We start from the raw sequence: 16,422 nt of genomic DNA on the forward strand, positions 1-16,422 counted from the left end.
ACCTGGAAAAGGAAGTCGTGTATGTCTCATAATTTAGCCATTTGGTGTTAGAAATGATTAGTTATGCTTTTCGACTAATCATTTCTAATACCGGACCAAATGAAGTGCGGTAGTGGTTTTGTTTTAAAAAGTCTCAAATTTTAGTGTCCACTTTCTTGACAGAAGACCACAACGGTAAAAATAGGGTCCTTATATTGCCCGAGGAGAAGTTGGAAATGGGCCAGCGGTAAAAATAGTGTTCTTATATTGCCCGAAGAGGAGTGGGAAATGGATCAGCGGTAAAAATATCGGCCCTATATTGCCCGAAGAGGAGTGGGAAATGGATCAGCGGTAAAAATAGTGGCCCTATATTACCCGAAGAGGGGTTGGAAATGGGTCAGCGGTAAAAATATCGGCCCTATATTACCCGAAGAGGGGTTGGAAATGGGTCAGCGGTAAAAATATCGGCCCTATATTACCCGAAGAGGGGTTGGAAATGGGTCAGCGGTAAAAATATCGGTCCTATATTTCCCGAAGAGAAGTGAGAGGAGGACCAGCGGTAAAAATAAGGTCCTTATATTGCCCGAAGAGGATTTGCAAGCGGAACCGGTGGAAAAAATAGTGCAACCTATATTGCCCAAAAGGGGCCGCCAGAAAAAATTACGGTAAAATTTGATAAAAGTCATCCATTCCCAAGCAGTCAGCTCAGTGGTGTATAATAAAGGGATACGAGAACTATTATTCAAAAAGGGATGTGCCTCTCATGAAGGAAATGTACCCAAAAAACGGGCGGGTCATTTTACATGTGGATATGAATAGCTTTTATGCCTCGGTAGAGATGGCGTACGACCCTTCCCTCAAAGGAAAGCCGCTTGCCATCGCTGGAAACGTTGAGGAGCGCAGAGGGATTATTGTCACCTGCAGCTATGAAGCAAGAAAATTTGGCGTGAAAACAACGATGCCCCTTTGGGAAGCGAGAAAGCTTTGCCCGCAGCTGATTGTCAAATCACCCAATTTTGACCGTTACCGGGCGGCCTCGATGGGCATGTTTGCTATCCTCAGACAGTACACAGACCTAGTTGAGCCCGTATCCATTGACGAGGGCTATATGGATATTACCGAAAGCTTTGAGTTCGGCAGTCCTATCGAAATCGCCCAAACCATTCAAAAAAGAATCCTTGAGCAGCTCGATTTACCCTGCAGCATCGGGATTGCCCCTAATAAATTTTTAGCCAAAACGGCTTCAGATATGAAAAAACCAATGGGAATCACGATTCTTCGCAAACGTGATATCCCCGCCAAACTCTGGCCTTTAAATACAAACGAAATGCACGGTGTGGGTAAAAAGACGGCCGAAAAACTAAAAAACATCGGCATTCATACCATTGGTGAACTGGCAAAAGCCAATGATATTCAGCTAAAAACACTGCTTGGCATCAATGGTATTCGTTTAAAAGAGCGGGCCAATGGAAATGACCACCGGCCTGTCGACCCCGAATCGATTGATGAATTTAAAAGCATCGGCAATTCCACCACCTTGCCACGAGACGTCAGCAACCAGCAGGAGCTTTATCAAGTCTTGGATTCGCTCGCTGAGACCGTATCCGTCAGGCTGAAACGAAAAAATGTCCTGGCAACTACTATCGGAATTACGATTCGTTACAAAGACCGAAAGACCATTACAAGAAGTAAGAAGTTAGCTAATCCTATCGGGCAAAAAGAAGAACTGGCGTCATTGGCCAAACAGCTTCTTCTTAAGCATTGGAACGGGGACCCCATAAGATTACTAGGTATCACCGGAACCGACTTGGTGGAACATGATAACGCTTATAAGCAGCTAGATTTATTTTCTTATGAAAAAGATGCTAAAAAGGAGCCGCTTCTTAAAACACTTTCCAGTCTTCGTGACAAATATGGAAAAAATATCATTGAAACGGCGGGCTCCCACCATATAGAACCTGACCAAAACAAAGGTACTGCGACTAGCTTTAATAAAGATTTTTTACAGAATCATAAAGAAAGCTCCACTTAGTCCTAAACAGGAAGGCCCAGTGGAGCTTTTATTTTTATTGTTTACAAATATCAACATACATTTCGTTCACCGGCCACCAGAAAAAGCCATCCTTCTCCAGCAGCTCATCTGCCTCTTTCGGCCCCATAGAGCCTGCCTCGTAATTTGGATAGGCAGCCTTCTCACTTTCCCAAACCTTCGAGATTTTATCTACGAACGCCCACGAGTAGGCAACTTCGTCCCAATGGGTGAAGTTAGTGGCATCACCGCGCATGCAATCGTAGAGCAGCTTTTCGTAGCCTTCCGGCGTGTTCATCGCATGAATACCGGTATTGGCAAAGCTCAATTTTACCTCTTGGGCATCTAAATGGCCGCCAGCTTTTTTGGCATTCAGATGCAGGGTGATTCCTTCTTCCGGCTGAATATGAATTACCAATAGGTTTGGATTGAGCATTTTTTCCGTCTGATAATACAAATTCATCGGGATGTCTTTAAATTGAACGACAATTTTGGTTGTTTTGGCGGTCATTCTTTTTCCGGTTCGAATGTAAAAAGGAACACCGGCCCAGCGGAAATTATCAATCATAATTTTCCCGGCGACAAAGGTTTCAGTATTAGATTCTTTATCTACATTTGGCTCATCACGGTACCTTGGAACCTGCTTATCACCAATTGTACCCTCGCCATATTGGCCGCGGACAAAGTAATCCTTTATCTGCTCACCCTCAATGGACCGAAGTGACCGGAAGACACGAACCTTTTCAGAGCGAACTTCATCTGTCGTCAGTTTGATTGGCGGCTCCATTGCAAGCAATGCCACCATTTGCATCATATGGTTTTGCAGCATATCTCGTAAGGCGCCACTTGATTCATAATAACGGCCCCGTTCTTCGACGCCCAGCGTTTCGCTGGAGGTCACTTGAATATTGGAAATATAGCGGTTATTCCAAAGCGGTTCAAAAATCGCATTAGCGAAGCGGATCACTTCAATATTGCGGACCATTTCTTTTCCTAAATAATGGTCAATCCGGTAAATTTCCTCTTCCGAGAAAGCGGTTCTGATTTGCTTGTTTAATTCCTTAGCAGATTCAAGGTCATGTCCAAATGGTTTTTCAATGACAAGCCGTTTGTAACCTTTTACATCGGTAAGGCCGTCTGAATTTAAATGAAGCGCAATCGGTCCGAAGAACTCAGGCGCCATGGCCAAATAGAAAATGCGGTTGCCTTCAAGGCCGTAGTGACCGTCTATTTCATCCGCCAGATTTTTTAAAGCGGCATAGGAATTGGAATCCGCAACATCGTGACTTTGATAGTAGAAATGGGATACAAACTCATCGAGGTTTGGCTTCTCTCCTAATGCAGCAATGACAGAATCCTTTACGGACTGCTTGAATTTTTCATGCGGCTGCTGGGTTCTGGCAATTCCAATCACGGCAAATTTGTCTAAACGGCCGCGTTCATATAATCGATAAAGGGATGGAAACAGCTTTCGTTTGGATAAATCCCCGGTTGCTCCAAAAATCATGATTAATGATGACAGATTTTGATCCATTATGTATTAACCTCTTTCCTAGCGATAATAGCTTTTATATAATCTTAGATTTCGCTAATATCTAAAATAGCATGTATCATTTTTGGAGGAAACAAATAAGCATTGGTTTACACTTTATGATATAGTTACGATAATAAAACAGGTACGGAAGAGAGAGGAGTTTTTACTGTGGATGTCTTTTTCTTAGGAACAGGGGCAGGCATGCCGGCCAAGCTTCGCAATGTGACATCAATTGCCCTCAAGCTCTTGGAGGAGCGCGGTTCTGTTTGGTTGTTCGATGCCGGCGAAGCAACCCAGCACCAAATCTTACATACATCCATCAAACCGCGGCGAATTGAAAAAATATTCGTTACCCATTTGCACGGCGATCATATTTATGGATTGCCCGGACTGTTATCGAGCCGATCTTTCCAGGGCGGGGAAACAGAGGTTACAGTTTACGGACCGAAAGGGATTCGGGACTTCCTTCAAATAAGTCTTTCTATCAGTCAAACCTATTTAAAGTACCCGTTGAAAGTGGTCGAAATTGAAGAAGGAATTGTTTTTGAAGATGAGCAATTTTCGGTGGAAGCCCGCCTGCTCGACCATGGAATTATGTCTTACGGATATCGGGTGGCTGAAAAAGACAGACCGGGAACCTTGCTGGCAGATAAATTGAAGGAAGCAGGCGTACAGCCAGGACCAATTTTTAAAAAAATTAAAGATGGGGAAACCGTTACGCTTGAAGACGGGCGGGTGATTGAACCTAACGAGTTTCTCGGACCTGCCCAGAAGGGCCGGGTTGTGACGATTCTTGGTGACACAAGATTCTGCGAAAACGCGATTTTCTTGGCTAAAGGGGCAGACCTGTTAGTTCATGAAGCAACGTTTGCCAAAGGGGAAGACCAGCTGGCATTTGACTACTTCCATTCGACGACCCATCAGGCAGCCGAAGTGGCGAAACAAGCGGAAGCAAAGCAGCTTTGCCTGACGCATATCAGTTCGCGTTATGACCGGCATGCGTGGCGGGAATTAGTCAAAGAGGCAGCAGAAATCTTTCCAAATACGGATATTGCCGAGGACTTTAAGGAAATTAACATTCCATTAAAAGGTGAAAAGCACTTACCATAATCGGTAAGTGCTTTTCTGCTTAAACCCAGCCGCGTTCATACTGCTTTGGACCGTCGATAGAAACTCCGAGCTCTTTTGCTGCTTTTCTAGGCCAGTATGGATCACGCAGCAATTCGCGGGCTAAAAAGATCAGGTCAGCCCGTTCGTTTTGCAAAATTTCTTCGGCGTGCAGAGGTGATGTGATCAATCCAACTGCTCCTGTTGGAATATCTGCTCCATATTTAATCGTTTCGGAATATTTCACTTGGTAGCCTGGATAGACATCAATCCGCGCAGGGACAACCGCACCTGAACTGACGTCAATTAAATCCACACCCTGCTCTTTCATCCAATTGCCAAAGGTTATATAATCTTCGGGGGTTAACCCATCCTCATGGTAATCGTGGGCAGAAACGCGGACAAACAGCGGTCCGTCCCAAACTGTTTTAACAGCATCAATTACCTCACGCAGGAAACGGTAGCGATTTTCGGCAGATCCGCCATATTCGTCCGTCCGTTTATTGGAAAGCGGGGATAAGAATTCATTAATCAAATAGCCATGGGCTCCGTGAATTTCAATCACATCAAACCCTGCTTTTTTAACCCGTTCTGCTCCTTTTTTAAAGGCTTCAATAGTTGCTGCGATATCGTCCTTCGTCATTTCCTTCGGCGTTTTTGATTTTTCGTTAAAAGCGATAGCAGAAGGGGCTAATATTTCGCCTTCTAAAACAGCTTTTCTGCCGGCATGGGCAAGCTGGATGCCAATTTTGGTGCCATGTTCTTTAACAAGCCCGGCAAGCTCCTGGAAGCCTGCGATATGCTCATCACTCCAGATCCCCAAATCCTGCGGCGAAATCCGCCCCTCCGGGCTGACTGCCGTTGCCTCGACAATGATGAGGCCGACCTGCCCGACGGCTCTTGATGTATAGTGGGTGCGATGCCAGTTTTGCAGATGGCCATCTTCATTATGGCTGGAGTACATGCACATCGGTGCCATGACAATCCGATTTTTAAAGGTAACCCCCTTAACAGTGTAAGGAGAAAATAATTTTGCTGCCATTTGCGAACCTCCTAATTTTCAAAAATAAGCCACTATTAGTATAGCAAATACTGGTTATTTCATGAAAAATCCTGCTTACTCATGATCCCTCAGCTTGCTTAACGGATAAGTCGTTCCCCTCCAAACAATCCCGCCTCGTTTGAAGGTCAGCCAGCTTGCCCGGATGATGGAATAAATAAACAATAAGGCGGTAAGGGGCAAAACGAGAAACAAGGCAGGGGAGAATACCGTCATTCTTCTGATAATCATGAAGTAATGAATGCCGCTTAGGAGAATATTTCCTAAACTAAGCAGGGCAATGGTTTTATTTCCGGAAAAAATCGTAATAAAAGGGAGAACATTAGTGGTGAATACTCCGAAAATAGCAAAAAACACCATACTGATTCGATAGTTTAATCCGGCGAAGGTGTTTTTTTCGAGACCAACGAAAGCTTCGTGAAGGCTGCCGTACCACTCCACTTCGATTAGTTGGAGTGCCGTTACAATTCTCTGCCGATACCCTTCCTTTTTTAAAAGCATTCCCAGCTGCAGGTCATCGTCGGGCCGCATCTTGATCCGTTCATGCGTGCCAAATGTTTCGTAAGCTTCTTTGCAAATTAGGTTAAAGGCGCCAATGCCTGTTCCGGTTTTCGATTTTGGATTATTCGCGAGCCACGGGCGTTTAAAATAGGAAAACCCAAACAAGAAAAAGGCGACGAAGGTTTTCAGCCAGAAGCTTTTTGCGGATAAATTTGGTGCGGCGGTTAAATGGTCAAGCTGGTGCTTTTCTGCATAATGGAGCGCCTTGGCGAATGCTTCTTTTTCGTATTTGATATCAGCATCGGTGAACAACAGCCATTTACCTTGTGCAATTTGCGCACCAGTAAATAAGGCGTGGTTTTTGCCAAGCCAGCCATCGGGAAGGTCGTGAACATGGATGACCTTTATTCTTGAATCCTGGTGTGCCAATTGCTCCATTGATTTTCCAGTTTCATCAGTGGAGCGATCATTCACCAGGATCCACTCGACATTATTATAGGTCTGATCAAGCTGGCTTAAAATACTTGCTTTAATATGTTCCTCTTCATTCCGAGCCGCGACAACGACCGATAATAATGGCCCGCAATCAAGAGGCTCCTCATCTTCTAACGAATCTAATTTTCTTAAGCCGATTATGGCATCTAAGAGAAAAACAAGCCAAACGAAGAGGCCTAATGAAAACAATAGAATAAGTATGTTTTCCATTTCCACAATCCTTTGTTATGCGTCTTACTCTTAGTTTACCAAAATTTTAAAAAAGTCTCTTCCTAACGTTTCCCAACCTGCAGCTGGCTGCCCAAGGCATCTCCCATTCTTTTAGATTGGGCTGCCGCCGCTTTAATACAGGAAATGAACGCTTGCTGCACGCCATTTTCCTCAAGGACACGAATGCCTGCCTCAGTAGTTCCGCCAGGGCTTGTCACTTCCCGGCGTAATTGCTCCGGTGATTTGGAAGAGTTTTTGACCATTTCTGCGGCGCCGATTAACGTCTGCACAATCAGCTGCTTCGCCATTTCTTTTTCCAGGCCGATTTCAACCGCGCTTTTTTCCATCGTTTCAATTAAGTAATAAATATAGGCTGGGCCACTTCCGGACAGGCCTGTTACCGCATCAAGCTGGACTTCCTCTACAAATTCCGCCAATCCGACGGTTCCGAAAAGCTGTCGGGCTGTTTCTAGCTGTTCCTCTGAAACACGAGCATTAACGGCAATCGCCGTTGCGGATTTCCCGACTGCTGCCGATGTATTTGGCATTGCCCTTGCAATGGATAGTGGCTTTCCGGCGAGCGCTTCAATTGATTCCGTCGAAACACCTGCAAGAACAGATACAATCAGCATTTCACCACGCAGATGGTCACGAATATAATCGATTGCACTCGCTGCATCCTTCGGTTTCATCGCCAGCATGACAATGTCCGCCCCTGAAAAAAGAGCATTTAAATCGTACGTTCCAACAACACCATAACGATTCTCCAAGTCATTTAATCTTTCTTGGTTTGAGTTGTTGGTCACCCAAACATTTCTCCGGTCCATTAAACCATTTTCCAGAATTCCTGAAATAAGGGCTTCCGCCATCGAACCGGCACCGATAATCGCCATCTTTTTCATGAAAAAATTCCCCCTTTTCACCGTGAATAAAATAAAAAAGACCCTTCATCCGTAAAGGACGAAAGGTCTTAGCTTCCGTGGTACCACCTTCATTTGCCCGGCTGCTATTTTTCGCAGTTGGGCTTACTCAACACCGTTAACGCCGGGATACGTTAGGTTTGCCTAAATGCTCATAAGGTAGGTTCGATGTTCAAGAGGGCGGTGAAGTCTTTCAGCCTCCGGACTTCACTCTCTTTCGCCGTTTTCCATCTACTGGCCTTACTCATTGCATGTCAACGAATCAAATTTTAATAGTGATTATGCAGGAAAAATGGCTTGTCTGTCAAGAGGTAAATTTGCCAATTTTTTGTTTTTTCGAAAAAGTTATGTAAAAATAATGACAATGGTAAAAAAAATCGGTACACTTTATTTTATTATAAGACAATACATAACTATCATACTTCATGCATAATTATTCTTTATTCGAAAATAACGTTAGGAGTTTTTTAGATGACAGAATGGAAAGACGGCGTAGCCAAAATGTCACTGCCGACCCCATTTCCAGTCGGGGATGTCAATGTATATTTAATAAAAGGGGAACGGCTGACCCTAGTAGACGTAGGACCGAAAACCGAAAAAGCATGGAACTCCCTTACTCAGCAGCTGGCTGAATTAGGATTGCAGCCGGAAAATATTGAACAGGTAATCCTTACCCATCACCATCCGGACCATTGCGGTCTGCTTGATTTTTTTCCAGACGAACTTGATGTGTACGGTCATCCGTTGAATGAGCGCTGGATTCAGCCAGCGGAAACATTTTTACAGGAACAAGAGGCATTTTTCAAAGAACTGTTTGAAGAGTTTGGGCTGCCAAATGAGTATTTTCCGTTGACATCTTTTTTCAGGGAAGGCCATAAATTCTTATGCAATCGTCCGTTGACTGGGCAGCTTGTGGAAGGGATGAGACCGCTGGGCCTGTCGGAATGGCAGGTCATTGAAACACCAGGGCACGCCCAGAGCCAGATTGCCCTTTATCGGGAAAAGGATGGCGTTCTGATTGGCGGCGATTTGATCATCGCCCATATATCCCCAAATCCATTGCTCGAACCGCCGGCACCAGGGGAAAAGGAGCGGCCAAAGCCTCAGCTGCAGCATAATCATTCGATGCAAAAATTGTTGTCGTATCCGATTCAAGTGGTAAAATCCGGGCACGGCGAAGATGTCTACGAATTAGCGGAGCTTGTTGAGAAACGGCTTATCCGCCAGCATGAACGGGCGATGACGGTCAACAGCTGGCTGAAGGAAGAACAGCTGACCGTTTTTGAAATCTGCAAACGGCTATTCCCGAGTGTTTATAAACGTGAATTGATGCTGACGATATCGGAAACCGTCGCCCAGCTTGACTATTTGGCATCCATCGGAGAAATTAGTAGTAAAGATACTCATCCCGTTCTTTATTACGCCAATCTTTAAGGCGGTGGGATGACCCTGATGAGGTGTTTTATTGATGAACGGAAGATTGAAGGATAAAAATATTGTCATAACTGGTGCTTCCGGTGGAATTGGAGCGGAAATTGCCAAACTTTGTGCCGCGAGCGGTGCCAATCTCGTTTTATTGGCTAGGAGCATCGATAAGCTCCAGCAGCTTAAGATAGAGCTTGAAAAAAGGTATTCTGCCAAGGTTGAAGTGTTTCAGCTGGATGTAGCGGATACGGACCAAGTCGAGGAGGTCTTTGGGGATATTTTTGCGATTATCGGCCATGTTGACATTATTGTCAATAACGCTGGCTTTGGGATTTTCCGCGAAGCCCATGAGGCATCGATTGATGAAGTGAAGGGCATGTTTGAGGTGAATGTTGTCGGGCTGATGGCGTGCACGAGCATGGTCTTGCCTAGGATGCGTGAGAGACGATTTGGCCATATTATCAACATCGCTTCTCAGGCCGGAAAAATTGCCACCCCGAAATCGAGTGTTTATTCGGCTACTAAGCATGCGGTGCTTGGCTATACGAATGCATTAAGGATGGAGCTTGATGACTACAACATTCAGGTAACCTCGGTGAATCCAGGCCCGATTGCCACGAACTTTTTTAACATCGCCGATGAACAGGGCACCTATGTAAAAAACGTCCAAAAGTTCATGCTCCAGCCGGAGTATGTGGCCCAGAAAGTCGTTGACAGCATGCTGACGAAAACGCGGGAAATCAACCTGCCGCGCTGGATGAACATGGGCAGCGTGGTTTATGTACTGTTTCCGCGGTTGTTTGAGCGGATTGGGAAGAAGATGCTGAGTAAGAAGTAGTTTTAGCCTCTATTTTATTAGGGGCTTTTTCTATTTTAGCCAGTTAAATAATCATACACCATATCATTTACAACCTCATATAAATCGGCAGTGGGGTCTTCGTCTTTCGTTTGCAGAATCCGAGTAACCAACTCCTCCAACTCTTTATCGCCAATCGGTGAAGAATCCGCGTCATAATACTGTTTAAAACAATTCTTGATCATTTTCGCAATCAGCTTTTTATCCATTCACATGCACCTCACCTTCATTATATGCTTTTTTGCAACCTTGGCCATATTTGGTAAGCCTTAAAAAATTTCCATTGAATACGAACGCATATTCGCTTAAGATAATAGATATAATATTAAAGAACAAATGTTCGAATTTTGAAACTGTGAGGGATAATCATGGTTGATTACAACACGTTACCGCACAATAAAATTTTATGTGTCGATATGAAGAGCTTTTATGCCAGCTGTTCGGCTGTCATGGAGGGGCTTGACCCGCTGGATTGTTATATTGCGATTGTCGGCGACAAAAAACGGCAGGGGAGCGTCGTGCTTGCCGCTTCCCCAAGATTGAAAAAAGAATTTGGCATCAAGACGGGCTCACGGCTATTTGAAATTCCAAACGATCCGCGGATTCGGCTGGTCGAACCGAAAATGGCCACCTATTTACGTATTTCAACAGAAATCTCCCGTGTGTTTAACCGCTATGTTCCAAAGGAAGCCATTCACACCTACAGCGTCGATGAAAGCTTTATTAAAGTGGACGGCGCTCTGCATTTGTGGGGCGATGCCCAGACGATTGCCAAAAAAATAAAGGACGATATTGAGCGTGAATTCCAGCTCCCATGCGCGGTCGGAATCGGCCCCAATATGCTGCTGGCAAAGCTCTGTCTTGATTTAGAGGCTAAGAAATACGGGGTTGCCGAGTGGACCTATGATGATGTGCAGACAAAACTTTGGAAGGTGTCGCCGCTTCGGGAAATGTGGGGAATCGGCAGGCGGGTTGAAAAAACGCTCAACGGCATGGGCATTTTCACAGTCGGTCAGCTCGCCCGCTATGACTTAGAACAGCTAGAGAAGAAATTCGGCATCATGGGCAATCAACTTTATCATCATGCCTGGGGAGTCGACCTTTCCGATTTGGGCGCGCCGATTATCGAGGGGCAGATCAGCTTTGGAAAAAGCCAAATCCTGCTGCGAGATTATAAAGACGAAGAGGAAATTAAACATGTCATTTTGGAGATGTGCGAGGAGGTTGCCAAGCGAGCGAGAACAAGGCGGAAGGCGGGGCGGACAGTCAGCCTTGGCGTCAGCTATAGCCAGGATGAATTTGGCGGCGGCTTTAACCGCTCGAGAACCGTTCAGCAGCCGACTAATGTGACGATGGACCTTTACCGCGTCTGCCTCGAACTATTTCACGAGCACTATAACGGCAAAACCGTCCGGCAGATTTCCATTGCGCTTAGCAATATTGAGGACGACTGCGAGCTTCAGATTGATCTGTTTGACCAAGGTGCTTATAAACGACGTGAGCTGGGCTATGTTGTTGATTCCGTCCGCAGACGCTTTGGCCCGGGCTCTCTTCTGCGTGCTGTTTCCTATACTGCTGGAGGAACTGCCAAACATCGGGCCACGCTTGTGGGTGGGCATAAGATGTAAAATAACTGGTTTGCGCAAGTAAAAGTGGATTATCCGCAAGTAAAGTCAGGTTATCCGCAAGTAAAAAGACGTTATCCGCGAATAAAGACTAGAGAAAGAAGGCGAGGCAAATGATTCGCGACCGTGGCAGAATTAAATGGACGTCGATGATGCTGCCTGAGCATGTGAAAATGCTCAGGGATTGGGTGAAGGAAGATCAGTATGAACAGCAGAAAGAAATGGATGAGCAGCAGCTTGAGCTCATGAACGAAATCTTGGCAGAAGCCATCGAATTTGACCAGTACGTGACAATTACCCATTATCGGAACCGAAATTATGAAATTGTCATTGGAAAAATCCATTATTGGAACGAAATCGCGCACAGGCTGCATGTGATTGACCGCTTTCAAGAAGTACATCGAATTCCCATCGATACTATTGCCGACGTTCGAATGACAGACATATAAAAGAGCGACTCCAACTAGAAAGCCGCTCTTTTTTCACCTTATTTATTCTTCCTTAGGCACCCGAACTTGAGACTCGAAATTTCCTTTATGCGAACCATCGCAGAAAGGTTTGTTTTTACTCATTCCGCACCGGCAAAGAGAAAAGGAAGGTTTTGTTGTATACACATTCCCCTCGCCATCCAACAATTCCACATCGCCTGTAATTCTAAGTGACCCATTATCGTTAACTTTAATTGTAACCTTTGACATCCGAAGCACTCCTTTAAAAATATTCTATTATCTCTGAGAATAACTGGTTTAATAGGGAAATGCAACCAAATGGCGGCGAGCAAAATAAAAACAGCCCAAACCAACATATGCTACAATCATCATATGCCTAAATGAGGAGAGTGTTAAACGTGGAAATCATCATAACCGAAGAGGCTGCCAAAAAAATAAATGAGCGGACAGCGGGACGTGAAGGCTATTTACAGCTTAAATACGATACGGATGGCTGCGGCTGAGCAGTCAGTGGTGTTGCCGCTCTGTGGTTCACAGGCGAATTAGACGATACTGAAGTTGAAATTGAAACGAATGACAGGCCAGTGTATATCGAAAAACACAAAATGGTGTTCTTCGACGAGCAAATGAAAATTGATTTTTCGACAGCCAGCAATTGCTTTCAGTTAAAAAGTCCGCAGCAAATCCTGAACGGACGAATGAGCCTCGTCCTAAAAGAAACAGACTGATCCATTATGGACAGTCTGTTTTTAGCTTGGGTAAGCGTAGTGGACGTATTTTTCCAAAAATTCATCCACGACCCGCTTATAGTCATCCGGGTTTTCGTTAAAGGATTGGGCGTGAACGCCTTCCTCTGCAATATAGAGCATTTTCGGGCCTTGTTTGTGTTCGAATAAATCATGGGTCATCGATGGGAGAATATAATCATCCTTCTGGCTATGGATAAATAAAACTGGATGCTTGATGTTTTGGATAGCCGAAATCGGCGAAACATGGCGGATGGAATACTTATCGCGCAGGCGCAGGAAAGCATCCCCAATCGGAAGCAGCAGCCCTGGAAAAATTTTAAAATCCCTTTTAATGAGATGGGCAACCTGCTCTTTAAAGTCAGAAAATGGACAGTCTGCAATGTAAAAATCGGCCCCATCTTCAAGGAGCCCGGCATACAGCAGCATTGTTGCCGCCCCCATCGATTCTCCGTGAATCCCGAGTAGCAAGTCCGATCCCTTTTCTTGTTTCAGCCAGTCGACCACTGCTTTTAAATCAAATTTTTCGTAATGGCCATAGCTCGTGGTTTTGCCGCCGGATTCCCCGTGGCGGCGATGGTCGTAAATCAGGGTATTAAAACCGCGCTCGAGGAACAGGTTCATGTATTTCACTGAATTCATTTTGTTTTCCGTTACACCGTGCGATATGATCACATAACGATTGGTCTGATGGGGTTCCACTAGCAAGGCTTTAATCGCATAGCCGAACGGAGAGGGGATATCCACATCTCGTTTAGGCAGGGACTCAAATTCATCGGGATTGAACCTGCCCGCCTCCTTTTCCCGCTTTAAAATGAAATCCTCATCCTTCTTCTTCATATACATGATTCGGTTGGTAAAAAACAAACCAATCGCGAGCCAAAAAAATAACAAAATAAACAGGGTTCGAAAGGCCTTCTTCAAACTTGGCACCTCCAGATGGTTGGTAATCCATATTTTAACATAAGAAAAGCCGCGGCATCTAATGGGCGGCTTTGAATGAAAGGCATGATTATGATTCTGCGTTTTGGCGCTTTGTCGGATGAAGGGCTTTTTCCATTTCTTCTGCAGCAATCATCCGCTTGCCGCCCCCGTTAGTGTCTGCGTAGTTTTTCCCTTGCATGCTGTTTCCTTTATCGCGCTTTTGGCTCATGAACAAATCTCCCTTCAATGGTCTTATCATCTATAAGATGCTTAAACACAGGGGCATTTATTCACGAGACGGTTTGGCTATGAAGACTGAAATAGCCGCTTGTGATTTCCCTGGAGATATGGGGACGGACGATTTCAATGGCATCGACAAGCTTTTGGAGATCAACTCCTGTATCTATTCCCATCCGCTCGAACATGTAGACAACATCCTCTGTTGCTGTATTTCCGCTCGCACCTGGGGCAAATGGGCATCCGCCCAGCCCGCCGGCAGATGTATCAAAGCGGTCTACGCCTGCTTGGAGAGAAGCAAGGATATTAGCCAGCCCAAGTTTTCTGGTGTCATGGAAGTGGGCAGTAATAAGGGTTTCTTTAAACTCCGCTTTAATTTTTGAAAATAACGAGTAGGCTTCGTGCGGCGCGGCCATTCCAATCGTATCGGCAACGCTTAGTTCATCGGCACCGGCCTCGACAAATTCACGGCATAGCTTCAATGTTTCTTCCTCTTCAATTTTACCTTCATATGGGCAATAAAAAGCAGTTGAAATGCAGGCACGGACAAAATAATTTTTTTCCTTAAGCTCTTTAATAATCGGTTTTAATTCAGTCATGCTGTCAACAGTTGATTTGTTGATATTTTTTTGATTAAACGTATTGCTAACGCCGACAAACACAGCGACGGCTTGACAATTGGTGGAGTAGACCCGGTCAATTCCCCGGCGGTTTGGGGCGAGGACAATGTTTCTAGTTGTATCATCAAGGCTGTCGGCCACAATTTCCGCTGCATCGCCCATTTGCGGTACCCACTTCGGCGATACAAAGGAGGTCAGTTCCATTTCTTTAAGTCCCGCGTTTCTCAAAGCAGCAATAAATTGTTTCTTAATTTCTGTCGGCACAAACAATTTTTCATTTTGCAGGCCGTCGCGCGGCCCAACCTCGATAATGGTTGCTTTTTTCGGTAAAGTCAGCATTTTGTTCCCCCTCGTCCTGTCATAATTTCATTGTAACGGGGTCGATTTTTTAAAAGCAAGAATTTTAACAAAAATGGTAATTTTCTGTGTTAAAATAAGGTGAGAAATTCCGTAAGGGGGAGAGAACATGAGTCAAACCGAAGTTGTAATTGTTAGCGCTGTCAGAACCGCGCTTGGCAGTTTTAATGGTGGATTAAAAAGTGTAAGTGCACCTGAATTAGGAGGAGTTGTCATCAAGGAGGCACTTCAGAAGGCAGGAGTGAAACCGGAGCAGGTCGATGAAGTGATTATGGGGAATGTCCTTCAGGCGGGACTCGGGCAAAACCCGGCTAGGCAGGCGGCGTTTAAAGCAGGAATCCCAGAAACTGTTTCCTCGATGACTATTAACAAAGTGTGCGGATCAGGTTTAAAAGCTGTGCACTTAGCGGCACAAGCTATTTTGGCAGGAGATGCGGAAATTGTGGTCGCCGGCGGAATGGAGAATATGAGTCAGGCACCGTACATATTAAAAAATGCCCGCGAAGGCTTTAAAATGGGTGACCAAAAGCTGGTGGACACGATGACATCAGACGGACTTACCTGCGTATTCAATGACTATCATATGGGGATCACAGCGGAAAACCTAGCAGAAAAATATTCGATTACAAGAGAAGAGCAGGATGAATTTTCCGCATGGAGTCAGGAAAAAGCAGTGAAGGCGATAGAAGAAGGACGGTTTAAAGAGGAAATCGTTCCGGTTGTGATTCCGCAGCGAAAAGGTGAGCCGGTTGTATTTGCCGTGGATGAATATCCCAAAAAGGGTACCACTGTGGAAAAATTGGCTGGGCTGCGTCCTGCGTTTAAAAAGGACGGTACGGTAACAGCGGGAAATGCATCTGGCATTAATGACGGCGCGGCAGCTTTAGTGGTAATGAGCAGAAAAAAGGCGGATGAACTAGGCGTGAAGCCGCTTGTAAAGATTAAGGCAAATGCCAGCGCTGGAGTGGATCCGAGCATCATGGGTATCGGACCGGTTCCTGCGGTTAAGAAGGCATTGGAAAAGGCGGCCGTTTCTTTGGAGCAGTTGGAGTTGATTGAAGCGAACGAAGCCTTTGCGGCACAGTCGCTGGCAGTAGACCGTGAGCTTCAGTTTAACAAGGAAATCTTGAATGTAAACGGCGGTGCGATTGCACTTGGGCATCCGATTGGTGCAAGTGGGGCACGAATTTTGGTTACACTTATCCATGAGATGAAACGGAGAGATGCCAAGTTAGGACTTGCAACACTGTGTATTGGCGGCGGCCAAGGAGTGGCAACAGTCGTGGAAATGGCGTAATATAGTAAAGCAGGCTGACCTAAGAGGGAGCCTGCTTTTTATATGATTTTC

At 45.2% G+C, this 16,422-nt stretch carries 16 protein-coding genes and 1 pseudogene; 8 read left to right on the forward strand and 9 right to left on the reverse strand.

Annotation, left to right across the window (positions count from 1 at the left end; translation table 11 throughout):
* Positions 1 to 742: 742 nt before the first annotated feature.
* On the forward strand, positions 743 to 2,011 hold the full coding sequence (locus ACNQGS_RS08675; protein ID WP_491486996.1) for a DNA polymerase IV: 1,269 nt from the start codon (positions 743 to 745) through the stop codon (positions 2,009 to 2,011).
* A 34-nt stretch (positions 2,012 to 2,045) separates the two neighbouring features.
* Here the strand turns inward: ACNQGS_RS08675 and zwf are convergent, their stop codons facing one another.
* Positions 2,046 to 3,542: a glucose-6-phosphate dehydrogenase gene (zwf, locus tag ACNQGS_RS08680; protein ID WP_491486997.1), complete on the reverse strand. Its 1,497-nt coding sequence runs from the start codon at positions 3,540 to 3,542 to the stop codon at positions 2,046 to 2,048.
* Positions 3,543 to 3,710: 168 nt separating this feature from the next.
* On the opposite strand from zwf, the gene rnz reads away from it, so the two are divergent.
* Positions 3,711 to 4,652, forward strand: a complete 942-nt coding sequence (gene rnz / locus ACNQGS_RS08685; protein WP_464491024.1) for a ribonuclease Z — start codon at positions 3,711 to 3,713, stop codon at positions 4,650 to 4,652.
* A 19-nt stretch (positions 4,653 to 4,671) separates the two neighbouring features.
* Here the strand turns inward: rnz and namA are convergent, their stop codons facing one another.
* From namA to proC, 3 genes are all read right to left on the reverse strand, one after another.
* Entirely contained in the window at positions 4,672 to 5,691 is a 1,020-nt protein-coding gene (gene namA / locus ACNQGS_RS08690; protein WP_491486998.1) for an NADPH dehydrogenase NamA, read from the reverse strand.
* A 75-nt stretch (positions 5,692 to 5,766) separates the two neighbouring features.
* Entirely contained in the window at positions 5,767 to 6,915 is a 1,149-nt protein-coding gene (locus tag ACNQGS_RS08695; RefSeq protein WP_491486999.1) for a glycosyltransferase family 2 protein, read from the reverse strand.
* Positions 6,916 to 6,977: 62 nt separating this feature from the next.
* Positions 6,978 to 7,817, reverse strand: coding sequence for a pyrroline-5-carboxylate reductase (gene proC, locus ACNQGS_RS08700; protein ID WP_491487000.1), 840 nt, complete (start codon positions 7,815 to 7,817; stop codon positions 6,978 to 6,980).
* A 489-nt stretch (positions 7,818 to 8,306) separates the two neighbouring features.
* Between proC and ACNQGS_RS08705 the strand changes: the two genes are divergently transcribed.
* Together ACNQGS_RS08705 and ACNQGS_RS08710 are read left to right on the forward strand one after the other, a co-directional pair.
* Positions 8,307 to 9,269, forward strand: coding sequence for an MBL fold metallo-hydrolase (locus ACNQGS_RS08705; protein WP_491487001.1), 963 nt, complete (start codon positions 8,307 to 8,309; stop codon positions 9,267 to 9,269).
* 34 nt (positions 9,270 to 9,303) lie between these two features.
* A complete protein-coding gene (locus tag ACNQGS_RS08710) occupies positions 9,304 to 10,098 on the forward strand; it encodes an SDR family NAD(P)-dependent oxidoreductase (RefSeq protein ID WP_491487002.1) in 795 nt (264 codons plus the stop codon).
* A 35-nt stretch (positions 10,099 to 10,133) separates the two neighbouring features.
* On the opposite strand, the gene ACNQGS_RS08715 is transcribed toward ACNQGS_RS08710, so the two are convergent.
* Positions 10,134 to 10,325 (reverse strand): YqzH family protein, encoded by a 192-nt coding sequence (locus ACNQGS_RS08715; protein ID WP_491487003.1) that lies wholly within the window; start codon positions 10,323 to 10,325, stop codon positions 10,134 to 10,136.
* 159 nt (positions 10,326 to 10,484) lie between these two features.
* Between ACNQGS_RS08715 and ACNQGS_RS08720 the strand changes: the two genes are divergently transcribed.
* Entirely contained in the window at positions 10,485 to 11,744 is a 1,260-nt protein-coding gene (locus tag ACNQGS_RS08720; RefSeq protein ID WP_491487004.1) for a Y-family DNA polymerase, read from the forward strand.
* Positions 11,745 to 11,854: 110 nt separating this feature from the next.
* Positions 11,855 to 12,190 carry a YolD-like family protein gene (locus ACNQGS_RS08725; RefSeq protein WP_213144954.1) on the forward strand — a complete coding sequence of 112 codons (336 nt, stop codon included), beginning with the start codon at positions 11,855 to 11,857 and terminating at the stop codon, positions 12,188 to 12,190.
* Between the two features lie 42 nt (positions 12,191 to 12,232).
* Here the strand turns inward: ACNQGS_RS08725 and ACNQGS_RS08730 are convergent, their stop codons facing one another.
* Complete coding sequence (locus ACNQGS_RS08730; RefSeq protein ID WP_213120283.1) at positions 12,233 to 12,439, reverse strand: CDGSH iron-sulfur domain-containing protein; 207 nt, start codon at positions 12,437 to 12,439, stop codon at positions 12,233 to 12,235.
* 149 nt (positions 12,440 to 12,588) lie between these two features.
* Between ACNQGS_RS08730 and ACNQGS_RS08735 the strand changes: the two are divergent.
* Positions 12,589 to 12,918, forward strand: a pseudogene (locus ACNQGS_RS08735) (iron-sulfur cluster biosynthesis family protein).
* 21 nt (positions 12,919 to 12,939) lie between these two features.
* On the opposite strand, the gene ACNQGS_RS08740 reads toward ACNQGS_RS08735, so the two are convergent.
* The 3 genes from ACNQGS_RS08740 to ACNQGS_RS08750 form a co-directional block, all read right to left on the reverse strand.
* On the reverse strand, positions 12,940 to 13,860 hold the full coding sequence (locus ACNQGS_RS08740; protein WP_491487005.1) for an alpha/beta hydrolase: 921 nt from the start codon (positions 13,858 to 13,860) through the stop codon (positions 12,940 to 12,942).
* 88 nt (positions 13,861 to 13,948) lie between these two features.
* Entirely contained in the window at positions 13,949 to 14,089 is a 141-nt protein-coding gene (locus ACNQGS_RS08745) for a hypothetical protein (protein WP_491487006.1), read from the reverse strand.
* Positions 14,090 to 14,150: 61 nt separating this feature from the next.
* Complete coding sequence (locus tag ACNQGS_RS08750; RefSeq protein WP_491487007.1) at positions 14,151 to 15,056, reverse strand: hydroxymethylglutaryl-CoA lyase; 906 nt, start codon at positions 15,054 to 15,056, stop codon at positions 14,151 to 14,153.
* Positions 15,057 to 15,183: 127 nt separating this feature from the next.
* Here ACNQGS_RS08750 and ACNQGS_RS08755 point away from each other — a divergent pair, with 127 nt between their 5' ends.
* Positions 15,184 to 16,371, forward strand: a complete 1,188-nt coding sequence (locus tag ACNQGS_RS08755; RefSeq protein WP_491487008.1) for an acetyl-CoA C-acetyltransferase — start codon at positions 15,184 to 15,186, stop codon at positions 16,369 to 16,371.
* The last annotated feature ends 51 nt before the right edge of the window (positions 16,372 to 16,422 follow it).

This window comes from Neobacillus sp. PVCKKU3, assembly GCF_058323225.1.